Consider the following 23,905-nt stretch of genomic DNA (forward strand, 5'->3'; position numbering starts at 1 on the left):
AGGAAAGAATGGGATAATCTACATGAACTATATTGCTTAAAAATGTTAATTTTACACTTAAGTTGTGACTTTGGACTAAAAAACTCAATAAAAAGGTTGTAAAAAATGAAAAATACGCCATTGTCATATTCAATTTCGCGTTGATTTTAGGCAAAATCGTCTGAGTGATAGTATAAATTTTAGCAAAATGCGAATTGAGTAAATAAAAGTGCCTATAAACAAACTGGGCTGATTCTTATCTCCAAATCACATCGATGGGAGTAGCCTTGTTGATATTTAGATATAAGGTATTAAAAGATTAAAATAGAAACACAATAATAAACTAATCTAAATAACGGCAGTATACTGTATCTACTGCCGAATCTCGGTCCTGACTTGCCCATTTTAGGTCAGCAGGTCCAATTTGGATAAAATATCCATAATAATAGGGTTGTTTTTTGCCCTCATTCTGATTTCTTTATTGGTTATTTTGTTCAGTAACCGGGCATCGATTATTTTTTTACATTCATGTACAAAAATTTTTATTCAGCCCCCAGTTTTTAGTTCTATATGCTTGGAGATAAAAAGCGCGATGAAGCATATCAGCACATGTAACTTAATAGGCTCTTCCTTGTAATGAAAGATAGGTCGTGTCTGTAAATCGCTTTTGGATGTTTATTTCAATCTAAAAGTTATACGTTAATATATACATTTGGATATTCTAAAGGCCTGTTCAACCCTATATAATTCCCTGTAACGATCAATAACTGTTTTATTACTAGCTACACGCTCTGGTAAGTTGGTGTAATATCCCTTTACTCCTAGAAGCTTATGTGTTTTCTCAACGAGCTTTTGATTAAGTTCCAGCTTTTCTCCAGAGGCCTATGTAAACTTAAGTTTTCTGTTTTTTCCTGGATTTTCAATAAGGTGTTTGGCTTTCTCAAGTTGTTTTTCCATTTCATATTTGTCCTTACGGTATCGGACTGAGGAGAAACTACAAATCAGGTAACCATTATGAGTTTTAAGTCGAATAGTCTTTCCATCCTAACGTGGTAGAGCACGATCAATTTCTTGAAGTAAAGCTGTTGATGTATTACCCAGCCTTCCACCTACAATGTAATGAATCCCTTTTTTATTTAACGCTTCACTGTTTTCTGTACTGATCATAGCAGCATCCGCTACAACAGTAAAAGAACTAACCTGATTCTTTAATTTAACTTTTCAATCATTGGGATGAAGGTATGGCCTTCAAATGTATTACCTGTGAATATATCGTAAGAGACCAGCAGGCCTTCTTTGGTTACCATCAAACCTATTAAGATTTGGGGTTGTTGCGATTTGTTGTCTTTTGAAAAACCATTCTTTCGTAAATCATCTGATTTAAATGTTTCAAAATATAAGGTTGTCACGTCATAAAAAACCAAGCTATAGTCAAATTCATAATGGGATTTTGCAAAATTTACTGCGATTGATTCTGCCTTTGTTTTTAAGGTCAGCCATTTTGGAGCTGATTCATAATACTGTTGTCGGCGATACTTAATTCCAAAATATTCTTCAATCAAAGCAACGGATCGAAGTTTGGATGCTGGCTCAAACATCCTCATAAGCACTAGATCAAGTAAAAATGGGTTGCGTAGTTTATCAAATCCTGCAAAAATAAGTAGCTTATGGATTACATCATAAAAGAACATATAATGTACTCCAAGAAACTCTGTTTGCTTAATATTTAAAATGTTATTTGATGCTTCATCTTCCTTAAAAAGAAGAAGCTGTTTACTGGTTTATTCAATAAAATCATTGGCAAGGGTATTAAGATTTTTAAGATCATCTTCAGTTCTCGCAGTACCGATATGTCGAAGGATAACACGTTTACGATTCTCTATCTTGTAAACCTGAACGGATGTAGAACCCTTGGAATACTTAATTTGCCTGATTTTAAGCATATTTGGGAATTTAGGTCAGCAAATTACAAAAAATTAAAAACTAACAAGCATAGTATCAGATGATTAAAAATTAGTAAAAATCACCGCGGACAAGTCAGGAAATAGCGAATGAAAACCTAAATGAAATTCTTAAGGTTATCAAGTAATAGGTTAATACATGTAATGGAAATATTGACTGAACTTATAATTTTGTATCTTTAAATCAAAGCTTAAATTATGGATTTAGATACTCGAAAAATAGCCTTTGTACAGGAGTTCTTAAAACTTCAGAGTGATGATGTCGTCTCAAGATTCGAAAAAATATTAAAAAAAGGAAAAAAAGAATACCTCTGAAAATCTTTATGAACCAATGTCCCATGAGGAGTTGAATAAACGAATCGACCAATCTGAAGCAGATTTCCGTAGTAATCGATTTAAAAGTAGTTCCGAACTTCTAGCTAAATACCAGTAATGACATTAAAAATTATTTGGTCGGAAACACAACTTTTGTGATTGATCCCTTTTGAGATTGATCCAGAATACATAATAAATATCCAAATATAAGGGTAAAAAAAAGCTTCAATTTTCATTGAAGCTTTTCCTTTTTTCTGGCGGTCTGGACGGGATTCGAACCCGCGACCCCATGCGTGACAGGCATGTATTCTAACCAGCTGAACTACCAGACCTTTACTTAATGCGGATGCAAATATACACCCCTTTTTTAATTGCGCAAACCTTTTTTAGCAAAAAATAAAATTTATTTTTATGTCCCTAAATAAACTTCTGCTGTTCAATTAGATATGCTTGAAGAATTTTATGAATATTTTTTGCAATATCCACTTCGACATACTTTATGCCATATTGAGCACATCGTAATTTGAGCATTTCTTGGTATTGCTCCATCGCCTTTTTGTAATTCTGTTGTATTTGTTCTGGAAACAAATCAATCTCTTGATTGGTCTCTAAATCCACAAATCTTTTGGCACGGTTTTCAAATTGGAAATCAAATTCCTTTTCTTTGTCCATTACATGAAACAAAACCACCTGATGTTTATTGTATTTCAGATGTTGTAGGGCTTTAAAAAGTTGTTCTGAGTCCGTTTGAGTCTGAAACATATCCGTAAAATAAGCAATAAAACTTCTCCTTTGAATCTTTTCCGCAATCTGGTGAAGATAAGTATACGAATTCGTTTGCCGTCTAACAGTTGGCTGTTCTAGCAATTGTTCCATTGCCTGTATCAATATTCGAAAATGCCTTTCACTGCCTTTCTCTGGGGCATAAAATTCATAACGATCAGAATAAACACTAAGTCCAACTGCATCACGTTGTCTTTTGAGTAGATTCATCAATGATGCCGCAGCCAACACAGAAAATCCAATTTTGTTATAATTAGTTGCAGATTGATTTTTTAAAGTAGGATAGTGCATCGATGATGAATTATCGATAATGATATGACATCGCAAATTGGTTTCTTCATCATATTTTTTAGTATAGAGCTTATCAGTTTTAGCATAACGCTTCCAATCAATATGCCTTGTACTTTCTCCTTGGTTATAAATTTTGTGTTCTGCAAATTCAGAGGAAAACCCATGAAAAGGGCTTTTGTGCTTACCACTTATAAACCCCTCCACCACCTGATTGGCAATGAATCCCAGATTTTTAACTAATTCTATTTTATTTAATTCCTCTTGTAAACTCACTTTTAGTAATTTAGTTCCGTTGCTGCTAAAATGTTTTCTTGTTGATTCCACGCCCAACAAATTTTCTTATTTCTTCATAGGCTTGAAGTAGAATAACTTTACATACTTTTTTAGCATTTAAACGTTTAAAGATTAATGCGTATCCTTAAGCAAGATTAAATTTACTTTATTACTTTTACACATCCAATTAATTCGGGTATGAGCAAATCTTTTGAGCGCTATCAGAAACGCAAACTTATTTCTTCTTATTTTTCAGTAGTACTGAGTATTGCACTAGTACTGTTTCTTCTTGGATGTTTGGGACTTTTGGTGATCAATACCAACAAATTAGCCAACCATTTTAAAGAACAAGTTGCAATAACAGTCTTTTTAAAAGACAATGCAAAGGAAGTCGAAATAAATCAACTTCAAAAGAGCTTGGCTATGGCAGAATATACTAAGTCAGCCACCTTTGTCTCCAAAGACGAAGCAGCCGAGGCTCACAGTAAAGAAATTGGTGAGAATTTTTTAGAATTTCTAGGATACAATCCTTTGCAAAATTCTATTGATGTACACTTAAATGCGGCTTATGTTGCCACTGATAGTATCGCGAAAATTGCGGAAGATATCGGTTCCAAAGTTTACGTCTCAGATGTGGCTTATGACAAGCCTCTGATTGGAATGTTAAATGAAAATGTAAAGCGCTTAAGTTTTTGGATTCTTATTGCCTCAGGAGTCTTTACCCTTATCGCAGTTTTACTTATAAACAGCTCTATTCGTTTATCCGTATACTCCAAACGGTTCATCATTAAAACCATGCAAATGGTGGGAGCAACCAAAAGATTTATCCGCCGCCCCTTCATTTGGAATAGCATAAAACTCGGAATGGTAGGAGCACTAGTAGCCATGGCAGCTATGGCAGGTTTACTATTCTACATCAATTCCATCATGCCACAATTACAATTACTCTCCGATCCCATCATAATTGTCTCTCTTTTCGTTGGAATATTTATCATCGGAGTGATCATTACGTGGATAAGTACGTATATTGCAACCCAACGATTTTTAAATCTAAGAACAGACGATTTATATTACTAACAACATGGCAAAAAAACAATTACAAAATACAGATCAAAAAGAGTTTATTTTTCAGAAGAAGAATTATATAATAATGTTTATTGGCTTAGCGTTCATAGTACTTGGATTTATTCTAATGAGCGGAGGTGGAAGTGATGATCCTAATGTGTTCAATCCCGACATTTTCAACTTTAGAAGGATTCGTTTGGCTCCTACTTTGGTTCTCCTTGGATTTGGAATTGAGGTTTACGCCATAATGTTGAACCCTACAAAGAAAAAATAAACCGTATTGGATACTTTACAAGCAATTATTCTTGCCATTATTGAAGGATTAACAGAGTATTTACCTGTCTCTTCAACTGGGCATATGATTATCACATCGTCCTTTTTTGGAATAGCGGATGATGAATTCACAAAACTATTTACAATCGTCATACAACTAGGAACCATCCTATCGGTGGTAGTGTTATATTTTAAGCGATTTTTTCAATCAGTAGACTTCTATTTAAAACTATTAGCAGGTTTTATCCCAGCGGTTGTTTTAGGCCTTTTATTCAGTGACCTAATAGACACCCTTCTTGAGAGCCCTCTAGTGGTTGCAATATCTCTTCTTATTGGTGGTATTGTTTTAATTAAAGTAGATGACTGGTTTGGTGACGAACAAGGAACTGAGATCTCCTATAAAACCGCATTTAAGATCGGACTATTTCAATGTCTAGCCATGATACCAGGGGTTTCTCGAAGTGCAGCATCAATTATCGGAGGAATGTCCCAAAAGCTTTCCAGAACAGCTGCTGCTGAATTCTCATTTTTTTTAGCTGTACCGACAATGCTTGGGGCAACTGCTAAAAAAGGCTTTGATTATTTCAATGACGGACTGACCTTAAATTCAGAACAGATCGAACTCCTTATCATAGGTAATATTGTCGGTTTTATAGTAGCACTTTTTGCTATTAAAACCTTTATTGGATATCTGAGTAAACACGGCTTCAAAATTTTTGGTTACTACCGCATTTTTGTAGGTATCCTATTATTAGTAATACACTATTTCATTAGTCCATTGAGCATATAATGACCTTAGAAGAACTACAAACAGGACAGACATTACTGATTGACAAACCATTGGGTTGGTCGTCCTTTCAAGCGGTTAACAAAATAAAATGGGATATAAAAAAGGCCTATAAATTAAAGAAAATAAAAGTAGGACATGCCGGAACTCTGGATCCTCTTGCTACAGGACTATTATTGATCTGCACAGGCAAGTCTACCAAAAAAATTGCAGAACTTCAAGGACAGGTTAAAGAATATACTGGTTGCGTTACATTAGGCGCCACAACACCTTCCTATGACATGGAAACTGAAATAGACCAAACCTTTGATATTGATCATATCTCAGAGGAAATGATTCAAGATGCGACACATAGCTTCATAGGTAAGATTCAACAATACCCCCCAGTATTCTCAGCTTTAAAAAAAGATGGAAAACGTTTATACGAATTCGCTAGAGAAGGTAAGTCTGTGGATATTCAACCTCGGACTGTTGAAATAAGTAGTTTTGAAATTACCAAAATAGAATTTCCAAAGGTGTACTTCAAAGTTACTTGTAGCAAAGGTACTTACATCCGTTCTCTAGCCTACGATTTTGGCAAATCATTGAATTCAGGCGGCTATCTTTCTGTACTTCGGAGAACCAAAATAGGTGATTTTAACGTAGATAATGCAATAGACCCGAACACATTTAACAGCTTGCTAGAGTCATAATAAATTTTATTTTTATCTTTAGCTAGCCAAGTCATTGCCATGAATCTAGAATCAATTCTCATAAAGCTAAAAGAAGCATCCGTTAAAATAAAGGACGCAGCCTCCAATATTTTGGATAAGCTTGATCAGCTAAGCAACAGACAACTATCCTTAATTATTACTTGTTGTTTAATGGGTTTATTCTTACTAACCCTACTCAACATCCAAATGGCCGCTAAACAAGAAGAGGAGTTTTTATACGAGCTAAGTTTTGATGAAGAGTTTTTAGAAGTTATCCCAACAGAGGAGCTTTCCATGACAGAGCTAGAAACACACAAGGCTTATAATCAGGCGATGAAAAGTGATTATGCCGATGAACTGGACAACTTCAAAACCCTTGAGGAACTTGAACAACAAGCCCAGCAGGCCGCTAGCCAGGATCCAGACTACAATAATTCTGAAATTGGGGAGCTCTCAAACCAAGGAGGCTTTGCAAGTGAGTATGCTGAAAAACTTAAAGAACAGCGCGAACGACTAGAGGCCATTAAAAGAAGAGGTGAAGCGCCTAAAATAAATGTAAAAAGACGTACGACCATCACCTATTCTATGGTAGATCGCATGCATAGTTATTTGGCTAATCCGGTCTATACCTGTGAGAGCTTTGGAAAGGTGGTTATAAACGTCAAGGTTAATTCCAGCGGAAGAGTGATCGATGCGACTTATAACCAATCTAGCTCTAATACCAAGAATGGATGCCTAGTTGAAAACGCTATTAAATACGCTCTTCAATCAAGGTTTGATCCCAAACCTGGCTCAGAAGAACAAGTAGGAAGTATCACCTACTTATTCCAAGGCTAATATTTTTAGAATATCACTAACCACATTAAGCCCTTTATCTTTGGTATACCACCTTTGAAGTTCTGTTCTAAACTCAGGAGTTATTTTTCCAAATTTTAATTTTTGTGCATTAAACATAGCGGTAGCTTTGGTAGGTCGTGGCCCCCAAGTATCTTGTATATTTCCTGTAATTTCGTCCAACATAATCAGCTTAGGAATAGAACGCCCTCCATCGGTTAAGAATTGATCCATAAGTGGAAGATGCTGATCTCTGAGCACTATTTTCAATGAAATATTTGGTGAGGCTTCAGCCATCCTGTTAAGCACAGGTAAGCTTTGAGCTCCATCCCCACACCAGTTTTCAATTAAAACTAACCAAATAACCGGGCTCTCAACTTCTTTTAATTTGGCAAGAACTGATTCACTAAGTTTAAAACTCTTATCCAATCTTTTCATGCGCTGTTGATTCAACAAACGATATTCCAGATACTCATCATTTTGATCTGGGTTTCCGGATTTTACTGACTCAACTAAGCTGTCCAAATCCGCTCTATACTCCTTGTATGAAACCGCACTTTCAAGGGCTTTCTCAATAAGATTATCAACGATTACTTCCATGCTATTAATTCTTCAATTATCTTTGATACATTAGACCCTTTTTCTTAGGAACCTTACAGTAAAAAAGCAATTTATATACTCAAATTAAATCAATAAAAAATCATGGATAATTCAACCGTAAAAGCAAAGAAAATAAGATGCGGCTGGTGCGAAGGAGACCCACTATATGAAGCTTATCACGATCAACAATGGGGTGTTCCGGTGTATGATGATCAAACGCTGTTTGAGTTTTTAGTTCTCGAAACTTTTCAGGCCGGCTTGAGCTGGATTACTATCTTGAGAAAACGCGAAAACTTCCGAGAAGCCTTCGATCAATTTGACTATAAAAAAATCGCTAATTATGGTGAGCAAAAGTATGAATTGCTGTTACAAAATCCTGGTATTATAAGAAATAAATTGAAAATAAAGGCGACCATCACAAATGCCATACAGTTCATGGCCATCCAAGAGGAATTTGGAAGTTTTAGCGCCTATATTTGGAATTTTGTGGATGGAAAACCAATCCAAAATCAAGTAAAACATTACAAAGAAGCTCCAGCTACAACTAGCATATCGGACGCCTTGAGTAAGGACTTAAAAAAAAGAGGGTTTAAATTCGTAGGTTCTACGGTAATTTATGCTCATATGCAGGCTACAGGGATGGTGAATGACCATCAAATTGACTGTTTTAGATATAAGGAGATTCAAAGTCTGACTTAGTACTTTTTAGAATTTTTATAAAGTCTTTTCTCGGGATTTCTCTTGCTCCCATGGAAGCTAAATGATCAGTATACATCTGGCAATCGATAAGATGATATTTTTTCGCCTCTAAGGTATTGGAAAGACTAATCAGTGCTATTTTGGAAGCATTACTCATTAGTGAAAACATGCTTTCTCCACAAAACACATGGCCTAAGTCTATACCATAGAGTCCACCAACAAGCTCAGAGTTGTACCAAACCTCAACAGATTTAGCAATACCTTTTTGATAAAGCGCATTATAGGCTTGAATCATCTCTTGAGTGATCCAAGTATCATCCTGTCCTTTACGAGAGATGGAAGCACAATGTCTAATCACTTGGTCAAATGCCTTATTGTAGGTCACCTTAAAAACTTGTCTGTTAAAGATATTGCGCATACTTTTTGACACCTTCACCTCTGATGGAGGCAACACCATTCTAGGATCAGGACTCCACCACATGATTAAAGAACCATGATCAAACCAAGGAAAAATTCCCTCTGAATAAGCCTCTATCAACCGTTTGGTTGATAAGTCTCCACCAACAGCTACTACACCTTCCTCTGTTGCACTATCAACCGGAGGAAATCTCATGTTTTCTGTAAGAAAAACCATAATGTATCAAGGTATTGTTAAATATTTTAGTAAAATAACATTAAAAATGAAAATTTTATTGGTATTATCCATTTTTTATCCCTACTTTGGAAGTGCCTTTGCAAACAAATTTTTTCATCATTGCTTTTTTGAATTTACAGCATTGGCAAACCTAAAACCACAAAATTAAGCCTCGATATTGTAATAATATCGAGGCTTTCTTCTTATTTTAGATGTTGATCACCTAAGAATTAACTATAGTCAATCCTTACGACAATCTATTTTTTGGTTGAATCCCCCCTATTAAAACGGCAGATCGTCATGCTCATCTTCTTTGAAATCATTTGCTGGCTCAAAGGCATCTTGTGGAGATACAGGAGGATGATTCACAGGTGAAGCCCCTTGTGCTGCTTCAAGATTCTCAATTCTCCATCCTTGAATAGAATTAAAATATTTAGTCTCACCTTGTGGATTTGTCCATTCTCTTCCTCTTAGGTTGATACTTATTTTAACCTGTTGCCCTGGCTGATAAGCATTAAGCAAATCACATTTATCTTGTACAAACTCAACCATGATGTGTTGTGGGTATTGCTCTTCTGTGGTAACGACCACCTCTCTTTTTCTAAAACCGTTATTTCCGAAGGTTTTAGTCTCATCAATCAACTTAATTCTTCCTTGTAATTCCATATCCTAACTTTAATTTATATTGCAAATCCACTAATTTCCACAAAAAATCAGATGAATTTACATTAATATTGACATTCTGACAATTCGTTTTCAAAGGTAAAAAAATTAATTACTTTGCCAGTAATAGTTTCCAGGCTTCTACTACTTTATTTTGTTCAATTAATTCTTTTGCTCTTTGGTGAACTTGACTTCGATCATCACCACTTAAGAGCTCTCGAACCTTCATGTTTTCTGAGATATAATCTTCCACTTCCTGCTTTAAAGGTAATCGCTCTACATTGGCGAGCCTCCCAAGGTCGTTCCCTGTTAATGTGTTACTATTTCTTATAAACTCAGGAATCTGATCCACACCAATGCCTTTTGATCTTAGCGGTTTAGGCACCTCAAACATTCCTTCTCTAGCGCGGGTATACCAATCACCTCCCATACGTGCCACCAAATCAATTTTTAGCGGATCGATCGCATTGTTTTCATCCAAAACCTCGGGGCGAATGTGGATTTTCAGAACCTCTGCAATAATTAAATTCCCAGCTCCTCCTTGATCTCCTAAGGCAATAACCTCATTTACTTTACACTCAAACTGCACAGGAGATTCTGCTACCCTATATGGTTTGACAACTTCTGACTTACGCATTGTCAAACCTGACTTTATAAACTCATTAACTCCTTTTGGGTACTCTGTACTACTCAATGAAGCTTGATGAACTATGGTATGATCAACAATATTAATGACCACTTGGTTGGTTTGTAATATATTTTCCAAAGTGTGCTTGGTGGTATTATCCCTTACCCTCCTATTTACTGAAAATATCATAATCGGAGGGTTGGAACTGTATACATTGAAAAAGCTAAAAGGCGATAAATTCACTTTTCCTTTATTATCAATAGTACTGGCAAATGCTATGGGTCTTGGAGCGATAGCATTTAATAAATAGGAATGTAATTTAGCAGTGGATATTTCTTTTGGATCAATGGTCAACATATACGAGTTTTAAACAAAAATAATGTAAAATAACTATGGCCTTAAATAATACAAACTAACTTAGCCCCGTGCTTGAAAAACAGCACTGAATTTAGGGGGTTTCGAATTTTGCTTGCAATTAAAAATGCTTCGAAAGTTTCCTCGAATGCAATAAATTTACATCTTTTGCTTTATCTTTAGTGATACAGTCGAATTTAAATTTTAACTATTGAAAAAAACCACCCGTTGGATACTCATCATATCTTCTATTGCCATAGTGACCTCAGTATTATGGAATACCTATGTGTTTTTTCAGCGTTTTAAGGAGGAGGAGAGGGCCAAAATGACCATTTGGGCCGAGGCGCTGGGTGAGTTTATTCAAACTACAGATTTGGATCGGGATATGGGTAATGTCACCTTAGCGGTGATGAAAAACAATACCAGTACCCCAATTATATACGTTGGAAATGAAGGAGAGGTTACCTCCAACAACCTCCCGGAAAACAGGGTTGATGACAGTGTGTATATTCAGCGAAAGATACAACAGTTCACCACGGAAAACCCTCCAATAGATGTCACCTTTAGAAACACCAAATATGGCACGTTATATTACGGTAATTCAGATGTGCTAAACAATCTGAAATACTATCCTATGGCTCTTCTATTGGTGATATTTCTCTTTGCTGCAGTGGTCTATTTCTTTTATAGAACCTTCAAAGTAGCAGATCAAAATAAGCTATGGGCAGGAATGGCCAAGGAAACAGCACACCAAATTGGAACACCACTTTCCTCACTCTTGGGTTGGAGTGAGCTTTTAAAGGCTGAAAATGTAAACCCAGAGATTACCGCAGAAATTGAAAAGGACATCGACCGTCTATTGGTAATTACAGAACGTTTTTCTAAAATAGGGTCAGTACCGGCATTAGAGAAATCAGATGTCGTTGCTGAAACCTACAAAACATTTCAGTATTTAGAACTAAGAAGTTCAAAACTTGTGGAATTTGATTTTAAATCCCCCGAAATTCCTATATATTGTGACATTAATCGACAGCTCTATAGCTGGACTATAGAAAACCTTATTAAGAATGCTATTGACGCAATGAAGGGAAAGGGCAGGCTTACAATAGAGGTAGTATTGGATAAGAAATTTGTCAAAATTAACGTTATTGATATTGGAAAAGGAATTCAGAAAAATGATTTCCATCAAATATTTGAGCCAGGGTATACGACAAAGAAAAGAGGGTGGGGACTTGGTTTATCCTTGGTAAAAAGAATAATTGAAGACTATCACAATGGTAGAGTTAGAGTTTTTGCCTCTACTGTAGGTAAGGGGACTAAAATGCAAATTGTGTTAAAGACAACACCATAACAGGTAAATTTATACATCGTGAAAATTAGACAAAAAGAGATCAAACAAACCACACTGACTAACAATTGTCCTGAATGTTTTTCAAACGAAGGCTTAATGTTGACTTTTTATCAAAAACATGTTGAAAGCCCTTGGTATAAAAAAGCCACTGGTGAGATCACCGATAGTATAAAATGCCAAAATTGTAATACAGATATTTATCCAGTACGATGGACTGATGATATTGAGAGAGTTCGAGAATTTTACCTTAAGTCTATTGAATCTCCAACTCGCTATTTTAAGCTAACCCGTTTAGCAGTCATTACCCTGTTGGCTATAGCGGTGGTGGGAATTGCAGTATATGTAATTGTAAATAATGTGATATAACCTATAGCGCAGCTCGAATCTTACTGGCAATATCTTGAAATTCTTCTTCTGTAAGTTTAACCTTAGTTTGAAAGGTTACATCATTCATAGCATTTAAAGGAATAAGATGCACGTGGGTATGAGGCACCTCTAAACCAACTACAGACATCCCTATACGCTTACAATCAACAACCTTCTTTATGCCAATTGCTACTCTTCTAGAGAAGGCCATAAGATCCATATATGTCTGCTCATCCAAATCGAATATTTTGTCGACCTCCTTCTTTGGTACGCATAAGGTGTGACCAGCTGTATTTGGATTGATATCCAAAAAAGCAAAGAACTGATCATCTTCAGCAATTTTGTAACATGGAATTTCCCCTTGGATAATTTTAGTAAATATGGATGCCATAAGTGTAATGGTTTATTGAAATACTAAAGTAGAAAAGCTTTGGCAATAGTTCAAACCTTTTTTTAAACTAAATCCACTGATTTCAGACTTCATGACATAAAAATACCACCCAAAAACATATTTTGAATGGTATTTTTATAATTTTTTTACCTTCTTTGGTATATATCTTCTAATAGCTAGTCTCTACTATAAAAGTGAGTCGATAGCGTCGGTGTAGGCATTTTTAGGTGATACACCTACCTGACGTCCTACAAGCTCTCCATTCTGGAAAACCAAAACTGTTGGGATGTTTCTCACTCCGTACTTGGCTGCAAATTCTTGATTTGCATCTACGTCCAATTTACCAACGATTGCCTTTCCATCATACTCCTCGCTAATTTGGTCAATGATTGGTCCAACCATTCTACATGGTCCACACCAAGCAGCCCAAAAGTCAACTAAAACTGGTTTGTCACTTTTTAAAACTACTTCATCAAAAGTAGCATCTGTTATTTCTAAAGCCATTTTAAAATATTTTAGAGTTTCACTTTCTTTTATGTGTTCTGCAAATTTAGTCAATTATTTCTGGCATCCTTACAATTGGATTATTTGTTTTGGCTATGTATACATTTGATTCATTTATACTTTTACGAGTTGATGAGCGTTTTAATGATAGTTAAAAAAACCAATGTATGAAATATATTGTAATAGGGTTTTGCGCTTTTCTTAGTCTTTACCAGGCCCACGCTCAACAAAAAATTAACCCAGATAACTATGTTTGGGTAGAACGAAAGGTGAAGGCCTCCGCATATAACTCTACCAAGGCACAGACTATTGGCAATCCGTCTATAGGGGCGTGGGGAGATAAACTTGAACCTGGTATGCTTGCCATTGCTATTTCAAGAGATCTAATTAAACTTGGGATTACAAGACATACACCTTTTAAAATAGAAGGATATCCCGGATATTATTTAGTTAAGGACAAAATGCATGCTCGCCATAAAAATAAAATAGACTTATATATGGGAGACGATATTCAAAAAGCTAGAGAATTTGGAGTCCGAACCCTAAATGTTGAGTATGGCATTTTAAAAAAATAAAACTGGAACTTATAAACGTACCAGTTTTATTTTTTTAAAATTGCGTGTTTATTTTTATATTTTATCCCTGTTCAACCTTTTCAATACTTTAAGGTAACTGAGCTGGATAAAGCGTATTATAATCCGCCGCCTGAACACGAGGTAGACTTGCGTTATATGCTTTTTCTATTGCATCTAAAAAAGCATTAGCCACATAGGCATATCCTCTTGCTGTCGGGTGAATCCCATCTAGAGAGAAAGCTCCACCGAAAACCAAATCTCCTTTAAGTGTAAAGGAATCAAAAGCCACACCAGTTTCTGCCACAGCTTTTAAAATAGCATTGGCATCTACAAAGGCTAATCCTTTAGACTCGGCCACCGATGCGATAGTCGCATTAAAGGCTTGAGTTGCATTTTTAACAGCTGTTTGTTCCTGTGGAACCAAAACCCATTTATCTTCCATGGGAAGGGTAATCCCTTCTACGGAAAATTGTCCAGCAAGCTGTTCACTAAGCCCCATTCCCATTAAACCCTGCATCGCATCCACATTTAATGTCCCTATAGTACTACTACTTGGAAGGACAAACAAATCCTGCTCTGTGGCTTGTCTAGATTGACCATACATGCTACCTAGCAATTTAGCAACCATAGGAGCAGCTTGAGCAGGCAGCCCAAATTGTGCTAAAAAAGTTGGAAAACCAGGGTTTGCATTTAACGCGCCTTCAATCTGAAGAGAAATATCCGTTAAATATTCGTCTTTAATTACCACTGCATTGGGCTCTTGCTCTGAAAACACAATGGTTCGCTCTGGCATTTGCATAGCCACATAAATCTGATTCAAGGCCCCAAAAATAGAATTCAACATTGGTATTTGAGCTCCAAAATCAGGATTCTCTGGATTTAATGGATTATACGGCACAGTAGTAAAGAAAGGAACTGCGGTAATATCAGGAATATTAGCTACTACACCTTTGGTGTTGTTGCTACTTAATTGCTCGACAAGAGTCGTATATACATTAGCAAAAACCATTGGATCGGTAATATCATTAGAAGCGTAAGTTGTAGGATCCATATTTCCCGCTTGATCAATGCCTGTACCTCCAGAGGTGGCATAACCTAAAACATCATTATTCCCTATCCAAAGAGAAAAAAATGTCGGTTGTTGTGCTAATGCATCCGCAAGTATACTTGTCGATGGGTTTGAAGCAAAGCGGACAAAATACGGGTTAGCTTGTCCAGTTTGTAAGCCCGCGATATTTCCATAACCCGGAGCCAACAAATGATAACTTAAAGCGCCAGGTACACCCATATTATTATAGGTTCCCGTTAAGGTAGTAGAAACATCCGTGGTCGGTGAAACTGGTAGGCGTACTGGGCCTGCTCCATCAAAGTACAGTCTTGGTTCTTGAATCGTTGTTCCTGCCATTACAACACCTCCTAAATTATCTGCCATTAACGGTTGGGTAAACTCTCCCCCACCAACTTCAGAAAATTGGGAAGCCAGAATATTCGGAAGTGAATTTTGTTGACCAGCAACAAACAAAGCTCCATCTGTATATCCAGAGGTCAGTGAATTTCCTAGTGAAACATAAGTTGAAAAGTCAGCCTCACCAGCAGAATAAACGATCTCTGGTTCTTGAGTAGATGCTGTATCATCATCTGAACTACAGCTATAGCTTACCAGAGATATCATAACTAGTAAGCTTACATAGGGTATATATCTTATTGTATTGATTTTCATAATCTTCGTTTTTACTTTAGCTTAAAAGTTATTTATTGTCCATGAAACATAAAGCTGTGTACCAACATGTCCAGTACCGTAAGCAGTATAGTACTCTTCCCCAGATAAGTTGGCTGCACCAACTTTAAAAATGGATTTAATTTTAGGCACAGTATAATTCAACTGCGCATCCAATACTGAGATCGATGGGATGTTTCCATCACCAAAACTAGATTGCCAGAAATATGAATCACTCCATCTGTAACTAACGTTAAAACCAAAATTTTTAACCAGCTCTGTATGCCCGAAAGAGGCTTTAAACTTGTGCTTAGGTGTATTAAAACTAGCTCTAAACTCGGGATCATCTTGCTCAAAATCGGCAAAGGTATAATTGGCACTAATATCAAATCCATTTAACACTTTACTTGCCACGGCAATAGAAGCACCGTAAGATTGCACCTGTGAATCGGCATTGGTATAGGCCTGAAAAACCTTATAATCTCCACTTTGTAATGCAAGAAGTGAAAGTGAGTTATCACCTACCTCCCCATACAAAGGTGCTATTACATTCTGTGAAGCAATAAAATCATTATAGTCTGTAAAGTAAGCGTTCAAATCAACGGTCACTTTTCCAAAATGCCCGCGATACCCAACTTCATAAGCCATCGCTTTTTCTGGTTCTACTAGCTCCACACCTGAGGAAACTGGTGCTCCTTGTTCTACCGAGGCGACAGAAAAGGAATTCTCATAGGCTGCTCTAGCGCTAATGGTAGCAGTAGCATTCCCTCCATTTGCAGCTGGATTATTTACAGGAAAATCTCTAACATAACGATCTAGATTGTCCTTTGATGATCCCACCAAAATAGCTCTACCTACATCCAAACCAATATATAGGTCTTGAGTTGTCGGGTTTCTAAAGGCTGATTGGACAGAGGCCCGAAAGTTGTGATTTCTTTTAATTCCTGCTGTATAACCTATCGAAAATCTAGGTGTCATCTGTCCGTCAAATAATTCTGATTTATCATAACGAAGTGAAGCAGTTAGCTTCAAGCGTTCATCCATTAGTTTCTTTTGAATTTGAGTGTACAACCCTAATTCACTATAACTAATAGGACCGTCGTAGTCTGTAAAAATAGTACCGAATGAGTTTAACCTGTAGGTCCTGTAGGACCCTCCTACTTGTATATCCGCAAAATCAATCAAATGCGAAAAATTGTAGTTCCCTTCAGCATGATACAATTGGGATCCGTCTCTAAATTGTGACCCTGTTGCTAAGTCAGGATTAGTGGTCACTGAGTTCAATGCTCTTTCAAAGGCTGGTGTTCCAGGAATCAGTCTACCCGTTTCAGCTGTCTGTCTAGCCAATTGGTGTGCTTGGTCATTTGATGCTCCCGCTAATGTAGCTTGAATGTAGGCTCCTGCATACTCACCGAACCATTGTTGATCACTTTTCCAAGACCTATTGATATTAATTCCCGTAAAACGCATATCGTAAGAGTCCCCAGCATCTTCATCGGTCATATAAGCTCGTAAGAAAAAATTATCATTGCGCACCTCAACTTTATGTTGTTGAAGAAAGAAGTTCTTTAAGGAATAGCGATTAGCACCTTGATAGATTGTAGCCCCTTTACCGACTTTAACTTGATATATAAATTCCAAATCATCGGCAAATGGACGGTAGTGAAGTGCTCCATCAAATTTGATACTCTGAGCTTCATAATCGGTAAGGTCACTTTCCAAATACCCTGTCCTGCTCACATTCTCACTTGGAAGCAAATTGACTGCTCCCGAAGGAATAATACCAGCTTCGGCTAAGGCTAGACCGACCGCTTGAATATTGGTACTTACCTCATCACCGTAGACATTTAAACCATCGTAATCGATTTGCTCACGCCCAGTCCCTGGCATCAAGACATTTTCCTGACTCACCGCAAACCAATCCGTACCTTCTAAATAGGAGAAATTAACTTTCGCTGCGAATTTATCTGAGAACTTTTTAGCAGCTCGAATTCCTAAATCCCAAAATATATTGTCGCCTGCTGCTTTTTGAGAGGTTAATCCTGATTTGGCATAGGCGCTGATCCCTTGAAAATCGAACGGACTTTTACTTCTCATAAACAATATCCCATTAAAGGCATTTGCTCCATAGAGTGCGGAGGATGCTCCAGGTAAAAGCTCAACACTTTGAACGTCAATCTCCGTCATCCCTAGTAAGTTTCCTAGGGTAAAATTTAAAGCTGGAGCTGAATTATCCATCCCATCTACCAATTGGACGAATCTGGTATTGGCAAAGGAGGCAAATCCCCTAGTGTTAATAGATTTAAAGGTTAAACTGTTGGTATTGATATCAACCCCTTTTAGGTTTTCAAGACCATCATAAAAATCTACTGAGGCCGTGTTTTTGATTTCTTTTAAACCAAATCTTTCCACAGTCACTGGTGATTCAAAAATACGTTCTGGTGTCCTTGATGCAGAGATTACAATCTCACCCAAACTCATCGTTTCTTCTTCAAGTACAATGGCAAGGGTTTCTGAATCAGACAACGAAATCGTTTGCGTAACAAACCCAATACTTGATACTCTTATGCTCGCTGGCAAAGATTCTAATTGAAGTGAAAAATTACCGTCGAAATCTGTTGCGACACCTTGAGTTTGTCCAACCACCTGTAGCGATGCGCTAGGAATAGGTTGATTGTGGGCGTCCACTACTTTACCTTGAATGGTAATTTGTCCTAAGCATACACCACTACATAGTATACTTAGTACAAAAAAAATTGTTCTTATCATAATCATTAGTTTTAGATTGATTTAGATAAGAACAATATACATATTTTTTCAATTCCGAAATTATTTAGTTTAAAAATTACGGAATTAATATTTTTTACTCCACTGTAACGGATTTTGCTAAATTACGTGGTTGATCCACATTACACTCTCGCATTACTGCAATATGATAGGAGAGCAATTGAAGTGGTATGGTCGTAATTAAAGGGGTTAACCCTTCCAAAGTTTCTGGAACCTCAATTACATGATCAGCCATTTCTCTTACCTCAGTATCTCCTTTAGTTACTACGGCAATAATCTTAGCTTTTCTAGATTTTATCTCTTGAATGTTACTTAAAACCTTTTCATAGTGTCCTCTTTTAGTGGCAATAACTACCACTGGCATATGCTCATCGATTAAAGCAATAGGCCCGTGTTTCATCTCTGCTGCCGGATATCCTTCTGCGTGGATATAAGAAATCTCTTTAAGTTTTAAAGCACCCTCTAGAGCAACAGGGAAATTATACCCTCTTCCCAAATATAGGAAGTTAGGTGAATCCTTATACATTGATGATATGTACTTCACATGAGCATCTACCTTTAGGCACTCCTCTACTTTTGCAGGAATAGCCTCCATTTCTGCGATGTACTCACGTAGTTGTGAAGCTGATAGCATTCCTTTAAATTGAGCCAATTTAAGAGCGATCAAAGAAAGTACCGTGATCTGCGTTGTAAAGGCTTTGGTGGAAGCTACCCCAATTTCAGGACCAGCATGGGTATATGCACCAGCATGGGTTTCTCTAGCAATAGATGATCCTACTACATTACAAACCCCAAATACGAAAGCTCCCTTTTCTTTTGCAAGTTTAATAGCCGCCAGGGTATCTGCCGTCTCGCCTGATTGCGAAATTGCAATCACTACATCATTAGGAGTAATCACTGGGTTTCTATATCGAAATTCGGAAGCATATTCTACCTCAACTGGAATTCGGATTAAATCTTCAAAAATATATTCAGCCACAAGACCAGCATGCCATGAAGTTCCACAGGCAACGATGATAATTCGTTGAGCACTAGTTAAGCGCTCTATATTATCTTCAATTCCAGCCATTTTAATGATTCCATCATTGAGAAGTAGACGACCTCTATAGGTATCTTTAATAGCATCAGGCTGTTCGTGGATTTCTTTCAACATAAAATGGTCATAGCCATTCTTTTCGATCTGTTCTAAATTGAGTTGCAATTCCTGAACATAAGGTGCAACTGCTTTATCATCTCTAATTTGGCGAACCTTTACATCCCTACCACGTCTGATAATAGCCATTTGCTCATCCTCTAAATAAATAGCATTATTGGTGAACTCAATAAATGGAGACGCATCAGAGGCGATGAAAAACTCATCCTCTCCAACTCCAATAGCTAGTGGGCTTCCTAACTTAGCGGCTATAATTTCATCAGGTTTGGTTTTGTCAAACACCGCGATAGCATAGGCTCCAATCACCTGGTTTAAGGCGAGTTGAACTGCCTTCCCAAGCTTTACACCTTCGTTAAGTTTAATATCTTCAATTAGATTGACCAATACCTCAGTATCGGTATCAGATTCAAAATGATATCCTCTTTTTTGCAGAGCTTTTTTAATAGCCCCATAATTCTCAATAATTCCGTTATGGATAATTACAAGATTTCCAGAGTTTGAGTAATGAGGATGTGCGTTTACATCATTTGGAACACCATGAGTAGCCCATCGGGTATGTCCTAAGCCGATATTTCCAGAAGTTACTCCTTCTAATTCTGCTTTAGATTTCAGATCGGCTACTTTACCTTTGGTTTTACAAAGTTTAATGTCTTCGGCATCAAAAAGTACGATGCCTGCACTATCATATCCTCTGTATTCGAGACGTTCAAGACCTTTGGTCACTATTGGATAGGCTTGCTTGCCCCCAATATATCCAACTATTCCACACATAAAATTTTTCTTTAAATCGGTTTATTTTTCAGGTTCAGTATAGTATATTTCTAATTTAAGTTTTTTATCACTTACATCATTAGGAACATTATTTCCATAAAGGACTGTTCCTTGAAAATTAGGTATACTGGCTTGAGGAACTTTTATTAAACGTGAATCAGACTCTAATATTGCAGAAACACTTGCCGCATTTAAAATACTGTTCGTAGTGCTTAATCCAAGTTTGATATTTAAAGAATCATTTTTAATGAGGTTATTGATATAATTTGTGATTCTAAATTTATACCGAGGTCCAACACTATTCTCCTCATCCAATCTGCCGTCGAAGATAGCGTAGCTCGTAGAATCGACCCCCGTATTCTGGCTTAAATCAACAGTATAGTCGATTAACGGTCGTTCATTTTGATAATCGTATAGGTAAATTCTCTTTGGAAGGGTCTCTGTTCCACCCTGACCTATTGCTGTTTCATCCACATAAAAAATCAAGTTGGCTTCATTGATTAGCCATCCTTTTGATTTGGCTTCTTGGAGCTCATTAAGCGCATCTCCACTTCCATTTGATATATCAACCTCCACTATAGACCCTGCGCCACCTTGAATATACAATCTCGAGGCGTCTTGATTGGTGAACTGATCCGCAATTTGTTGTGGATATGGATCATTACTTAAATAGTTTACTTTGTTTGCTGTATTGGCGCTAAGGGAAAGTTTTACGGATTTTTCAGAAACAATTGCCTCTCCTTCACTATCAGTATTATCATATTGATAGTGAACCTCTATATAACCATTAGAAACATCGAGTAGCATCGCCAAATCATTATTGGCGGTTTCCATACTCACGTATACACCCCTTAAATATTCCTGGAAATTATTAGCACTTAACAATGGACTTTTGCCTTCATTATTTATTATCTTCTCCTGGAAAAATTGTGTATTAAGCGCAATACGAAGCCTAGGTGCTAATCTTTCAGAAGGAACTTCAGATTCATCCTCATCTGGTGTATTTGGATCATCTTCATTATTAAAGTAAAGCAATTCTTCTTGATTAATTTCAACATCGCCATCAAAGAGCACCGTAGAAATAAATTCAGTAGGATCTTCATTAGAATAATACGCTTTAGCCTCTTGGAAATTTGTCTCTGGATCTAGTACTCTTAAATATTTGGTATACTCATTAACTTTTAAATTAAAAGTTGCATTTATATTTCCAAATATGGAATCCACCCTATAATCTTTAGGTTTAGATGAATCATCACTAATGGTATCACTAACAAGAGTACTATAAAATGGTATGTGAAGGTATACCTCAGTGACCACTTCATTTTCTTGGTTATCAGCAGAGGAGTCTTCATTTGCCTGTGAAACATCTCCAAAGGTCGGGTTGGAACTTGGAAGTGATAACTGAGAGGCAAAAGAGGCTTTTTGAACTCCAAAAATTGGATGCTTATAATCTGCCAATTGATAACCACTCAATCCATCTGTTCTTACAGCTGATAATTTTCTGTTATACGCCTTGACATCATAACTGATCTTATTGATATTGGTAGAACCATCATCCACAATATCAACTCCAATGGTATTGTAGTCACGCTCACAAGCCGTAAAAAAAATAACACCACTCATCACAAGTAGTGTTACTAAAACATTGCTTTTTAAAATATTTTTTATCATCTCGAATCCTCTGGATTAACTTAATACTTTGCTCTGGTAAAAATTTATGTAGGCTTCCTCAAATTCAAAAATAGGAACATGAGGCAGCACTGGTTTAGTAAGCGAGTCAATATGCTTTTTTAAATCATCAGGTAATTCCTCCGAAGCAACCACTACCGCATCCGAATGATCAACAGCCACTTTCAACAAGTTACTGTAGTTAGGCGTTTCTAGTGAAGCAACATCTTTTTGATCAATACCATCAAATTTAATCTTATCTAGCATTCCATTATCTAACGTACCCTCAAAACCTTTGTTGTAAACCGATGTTACAATTTTACTCCCTGTGAAAAGTGGCTCATCAGCGTAGTATTTTTTAAGATATAATGGCAACAAAGAAGCCATCCAACCGTGAACATGAATAATATCAGGATTCCAGTTGAGTTTTTTAACAGTCTCTACTACACCCTTTGCAAAGAATATAGCCCTTTCATCATTGTCTGGAAATAGATTTCCATCCTCATCTGAAAAGGTCGCTTTGCGTTTGAAGTATTCTTCGTTATCGATAAAATAAACTTGAATTCTCTCCTTTGGTATGGAAGCTACCTTGATAATTAAAGGCATATCCATATCGTTGACAACAAGGTTCATTCCGGATAGACGAATTACCTCGTGTAGTTGATGCCTTCTTTCATTAATGTTTCCAAATCTGGGCATAAAGATTCGTATCTGTCCACCTCTGTCATTCACCATCCTAGGACTCTCATAAGCCATTGAGGAGACCTCGTTTTCCGGCAAATAAGGAACCATCTCAGAAGCGACAAATAATACTCTTTTGTCTGTCATATAATCTATTTATTACTTTCAACTAAAGGTTAAAGCACGCAAAAATACAAAAAATATGCCTAATTCGTTTAATTTATATAGCTTTGCAGGCTGTTAATTTTAAAACTGATGCGCGTTTTTAAACAAAAAGAAGCATTAATTTCTCAGCTGAGCGCAGAGAAAAACAATCACAAAACCATCGGATTAGTCCCTACTATGGGTGCATTACACAAGGGACACCTCTCTTTAGTATCACGCGCTTTAGAGGAAAATGACCTTGTCGTTGTCAGTATTTTTGTCAACCCGACGCAATTCAATAATCCTGAAGATTTAGCCAAATATCCCAAAACATTAGATAAGGATGTTGGTTTATTAGAAGAACTCAATGATCAGATCATCATTTTTGCTCCTTCAGCAGAAGAGATGTACCAAGATGATATCACCTCCGAAAAATTTGATTTTGACGGCTTGGAATTCCAAATGGAAGGCAAATTTAGACCTGGCCACTTTGATGGAGTCGGCACTATAGTCAAAAAACTTTTCAATACTGTAACCCCAGATAGGGCTTATTTTGGTGAAAAAGACTACCAACAACTTCAGATAATTAAAAAGCTTACAGAAAAAGAGCAGTTAGATGTTCAAATCATAGAATGCCCCATTACTAGAGAGAGTAGTGGGCTAGCAATGAGTTCGAGAAACGAACGCCTCCCAAAAGATTTGAGAAATAAAGCTGCTTTTATTTATAAAACCATTTCAAAGGCAAAAGAAAAATTCAGCACTCAAAGCATCCAACAAACTCTTGATTGGATTAATGATCAATTCGTAAACCACGAGGACTTTGAATTAGAATACGTAGAAATAGCGGATCAAAAAACGCTAAAATCTGTTAAAGTCAAAAAAAATGGCGAGCATTATCGTTTATTTGTGGCCGTATATGCAAATGACATACGACTTATAGATACAATTGCTTTAAATTAATACCTT

At 36.7% G+C, this 23,905-nt stretch carries 22 protein-coding genes, 1 tRNA gene and 1 pseudogene; 10 read left to right on the forward strand and 14 right to left on the reverse strand.

Going from position 1 to position 23,905, the window contains the following annotated elements:
• Window positions 1-384: 384 nt before the first annotated feature.
• From I215_RS16735 to I215_RS07085, 3 genes and pseudogenes are all read right to left on the reverse strand, one after another.
• Window positions 385-1,922: pseudogene (locus I215_RS16735) on the reverse strand (IS1634 family transposase).
• Window positions 1,923-2,510: 588 nt separating this feature from the next.
• A tRNA-Asp gene (locus I215_RS07080) sits at window positions 2,511-2,587 on the reverse strand.
• Window positions 2,588-2,672: 85 nt separating this feature from the next.
• Window positions 2,673-3,602 carry a DUF58 domain-containing protein gene (locus I215_RS07085; protein WP_008991281.1) on the reverse strand — a complete coding sequence of 310 codons (930 nt, stop codon included), beginning with the start codon at window positions 3,600-3,602 and terminating at the stop codon, window positions 2,673-2,675.
• A gap of 198 nt (window positions 3,603-3,800) precedes the next feature.
• Between I215_RS07085 and I215_RS07090 the strand changes: the two genes are divergently transcribed.
• Genes I215_RS07090 through I215_RS07110 form a run of 5 tightly spaced genes read left to right on the forward strand, consistent with a single transcriptional unit; the run spans window position 3,801 to window position 7,256 of the window.
• Entirely contained in the window at window positions 3,801-4,679 is an 879-nt protein-coding gene (locus I215_RS07090) for a cell division protein FtsX (RefSeq protein WP_008991282.1), read from the forward strand.
• Window positions 4,680-4,683: 4 nt separating this feature from the next.
• Window positions 4,684-4,941: a DUF3098 domain-containing protein gene (locus I215_RS07095; protein ID WP_008991283.1), complete on the forward strand. Its 258-nt coding sequence runs from the start codon at window positions 4,684-4,686 to the stop codon at window positions 4,939-4,941.
• A gap of 6 nt (window positions 4,942-4,947) precedes the next feature.
• Window positions 4,948-5,730, forward strand: a complete 783-nt coding sequence (locus I215_RS07100; RefSeq protein ID WP_008991284.1) for an undecaprenyl-diphosphate phosphatase — start codon at window positions 4,948-4,950, stop codon at window positions 5,728-5,730.
• Window positions 5,730-6,419, forward strand: coding sequence for a tRNA pseudouridine(55) synthase TruB (gene truB, locus I215_RS07105; RefSeq protein ID WP_008991285.1), 690 nt, complete (start codon window positions 5,730-5,732; stop codon window positions 6,417-6,419). The genes I215_RS07100 and truB overlap by 1 nt, the downstream gene beginning before the upstream one ends.
• A 39-nt stretch (window positions 6,420-6,458) precedes the next feature.
• Window positions 6,459-7,256, forward strand: a complete 798-nt coding sequence (locus I215_RS07110; RefSeq protein ID WP_008991286.1) for an energy transducer TonB — start codon at window positions 6,459-6,461, stop codon at window positions 7,254-7,256.
• Here the strand turns inward: I215_RS07110 and I215_RS07115 are convergent.
• Complete coding sequence (locus I215_RS07115) at window positions 7,242-7,853, reverse strand: thioredoxin family protein (protein WP_008991287.1); 612 nt, start codon at window positions 7,851-7,853, stop codon at window positions 7,242-7,244. The genes I215_RS07110 and I215_RS07115 overlap by 15 nt on opposite strands.
• A 102-nt stretch (window positions 7,854-7,955) precedes the next feature.
• On the opposite strand from I215_RS07115, the gene I215_RS07120 reads away from it, so the two are divergent.
• Window positions 7,956-8,552 carry a DNA-3-methyladenine glycosylase I gene (locus tag I215_RS07120; protein ID WP_008991288.1) on the forward strand — a complete coding sequence of 199 codons (597 nt, stop codon included), beginning with the start codon at window positions 7,956-7,958 and terminating at the stop codon, window positions 8,550-8,552.
• Here I215_RS07120 and aat read toward each other — a convergent pair.
• The 3 genes from aat to I215_RS07140 form a co-directional block, all read right to left on the reverse strand.
• Window positions 8,521-9,165 (reverse strand): leucyl/phenylalanyl-tRNA--protein transferase, encoded by a 645-nt coding sequence (gene aat, locus I215_RS07125; protein WP_008991289.1) that lies wholly within the window; start codon window positions 9,163-9,165, stop codon window positions 8,521-8,523. The two genes, I215_RS07120 and aat, sit on opposite strands and share 32 nt — an antisense overlap.
• 303 nt (window positions 9,166-9,468) lie before the next feature.
• Complete coding sequence (locus I215_RS07135; protein WP_008991291.1) at window positions 9,469-9,852, reverse strand: DUF3127 domain-containing protein; 384 nt, start codon at window positions 9,850-9,852, stop codon at window positions 9,469-9,471.
• Between the two features lie 109 nt (window positions 9,853-9,961).
• Window positions 9,962-10,834: a flavin reductase family protein gene (locus tag I215_RS07140; protein ID WP_008991292.1), complete on the reverse strand. Its 873-nt coding sequence runs from the start codon at window positions 10,832-10,834 to the stop codon at window positions 9,962-9,964.
• A 208-nt stretch (window positions 10,835-11,042) separates the two neighbouring features.
• Here I215_RS07140 and I215_RS07145 point away from each other — a divergent pair, with 208 nt between their 5' ends.
• The gene (locus tag I215_RS07145; RefSeq protein WP_008991293.1) at window positions 11,043-12,182 is read left to right on the forward strand and encodes a sensor histidine kinase; all 1,140 of its coding nucleotides are present in this window, start codon (window positions 11,043-11,045) and stop codon (window positions 12,180-12,182) included.
• A gap of 18 nt (window positions 12,183-12,200) precedes the next feature.
• Entirely contained in the window at window positions 12,201-12,548 is a 348-nt protein-coding gene (locus I215_RS07150) for a hypothetical protein (RefSeq protein ID WP_008991294.1), read from the forward strand.
• Between the two features lies 1 nt (window position 12,549).
• Here I215_RS07150 and I215_RS07155 read toward each other — a convergent pair whose 3' ends face one another.
• Together I215_RS07155 and trxA are read right to left on the reverse strand one after the other, a co-directional pair.
• On the reverse strand, window positions 12,550-12,939 hold the full coding sequence (locus I215_RS07155) for an HIT family protein (protein WP_008991295.1): 390 nt from the start codon (window positions 12,937-12,939) through the stop codon (window positions 12,550-12,552).
• Window positions 12,940-13,125: 186 nt separating this feature from the next.
• Complete coding sequence (gene trxA / locus I215_RS07160) at window positions 13,126-13,476, reverse strand: thioredoxin (protein ID WP_262486274.1); 351 nt, start codon at window positions 13,474-13,476, stop codon at window positions 13,126-13,128.
• Between the two features lie 134 nt (window positions 13,477-13,610).
• Between trxA and I215_RS07165 the strand changes: the two genes are divergently transcribed.
• The gene (locus I215_RS07165; protein WP_008991297.1) at window positions 13,611-14,018 is read left to right on the forward strand and encodes a 3D domain-containing protein; all 408 of its coding nucleotides are present in this window, start codon (window positions 13,611-13,613) and stop codon (window positions 14,016-14,018) included.
• A gap of 88 nt (window positions 14,019-14,106) precedes the next feature.
• On the opposite strand, the gene I215_RS07170 is transcribed toward I215_RS07165, so the two are convergent.
• From I215_RS07170 to I215_RS07190, 5 genes are all read right to left on the reverse strand, one after another.
• Window positions 14,107-15,738 (reverse strand): SGNH/GDSL hydrolase family protein, encoded by a 1,632-nt coding sequence (locus I215_RS07170; protein WP_008991298.1) that lies wholly within the window; start codon window positions 15,736-15,738, stop codon window positions 14,107-14,109.
• Window positions 15,739-15,759: 21 nt separating this feature from the next.
• A complete protein-coding gene (locus tag I215_RS07175; RefSeq protein ID WP_008991299.1) occupies window positions 15,760-18,510 on the reverse strand; it encodes a TonB-dependent receptor in 2,751 nt (916 codons plus the stop codon).
• 88 nt (window positions 18,511-18,598) lie between these two features.
• On the reverse strand, window positions 18,599-20,446 hold the full coding sequence (glmS, locus tag I215_RS07180) for a glutamine--fructose-6-phosphate transaminase (isomerizing) (RefSeq protein WP_008991300.1): 1,848 nt from the start codon (window positions 20,444-20,446) through the stop codon (window positions 18,599-18,601).
• A gap of 21 nt (window positions 20,447-20,467) precedes the next feature.
• The gene (locus tag I215_RS07185; RefSeq protein ID WP_237738939.1) at window positions 20,468-22,069 is read right to left on the reverse strand and encodes a DUF4270 domain-containing protein; all 1,602 of its coding nucleotides are present in this window, start codon (window positions 22,067-22,069) and stop codon (window positions 20,468-20,470) included.
• A 63-nt stretch (window positions 22,070-22,132) separates the two neighbouring features.
• Window positions 22,133-22,942 carry a glycogen/starch synthase gene (locus I215_RS07190; protein WP_008991302.1) on the reverse strand — a complete coding sequence of 270 codons (810 nt, stop codon included), beginning with the start codon at window positions 22,940-22,942 and terminating at the stop codon, window positions 22,133-22,135.
• 108 nt (window positions 22,943-23,050) lie between these two features.
• On the opposite strand from I215_RS07190, the gene panC reads away from it, so the two are divergent.
• The gene (gene panC, locus I215_RS07195) at window positions 23,051-23,899 is read left to right on the forward strand and encodes a pantoate--beta-alanine ligase (RefSeq protein WP_008991303.1); all 849 of its coding nucleotides are present in this window, start codon (window positions 23,051-23,053) and stop codon (window positions 23,897-23,899) included.
• Window positions 23,900-23,905: the final 6 nt, after the last annotated feature.

Source organism: Galbibacter marinus, from assembly GCF_000300875.1.
GTDB lineage: Bacteria > Bacteroidota > Bacteroidia > Flavobacteriales > Flavobacteriaceae > Galbibacter > Galbibacter marinus.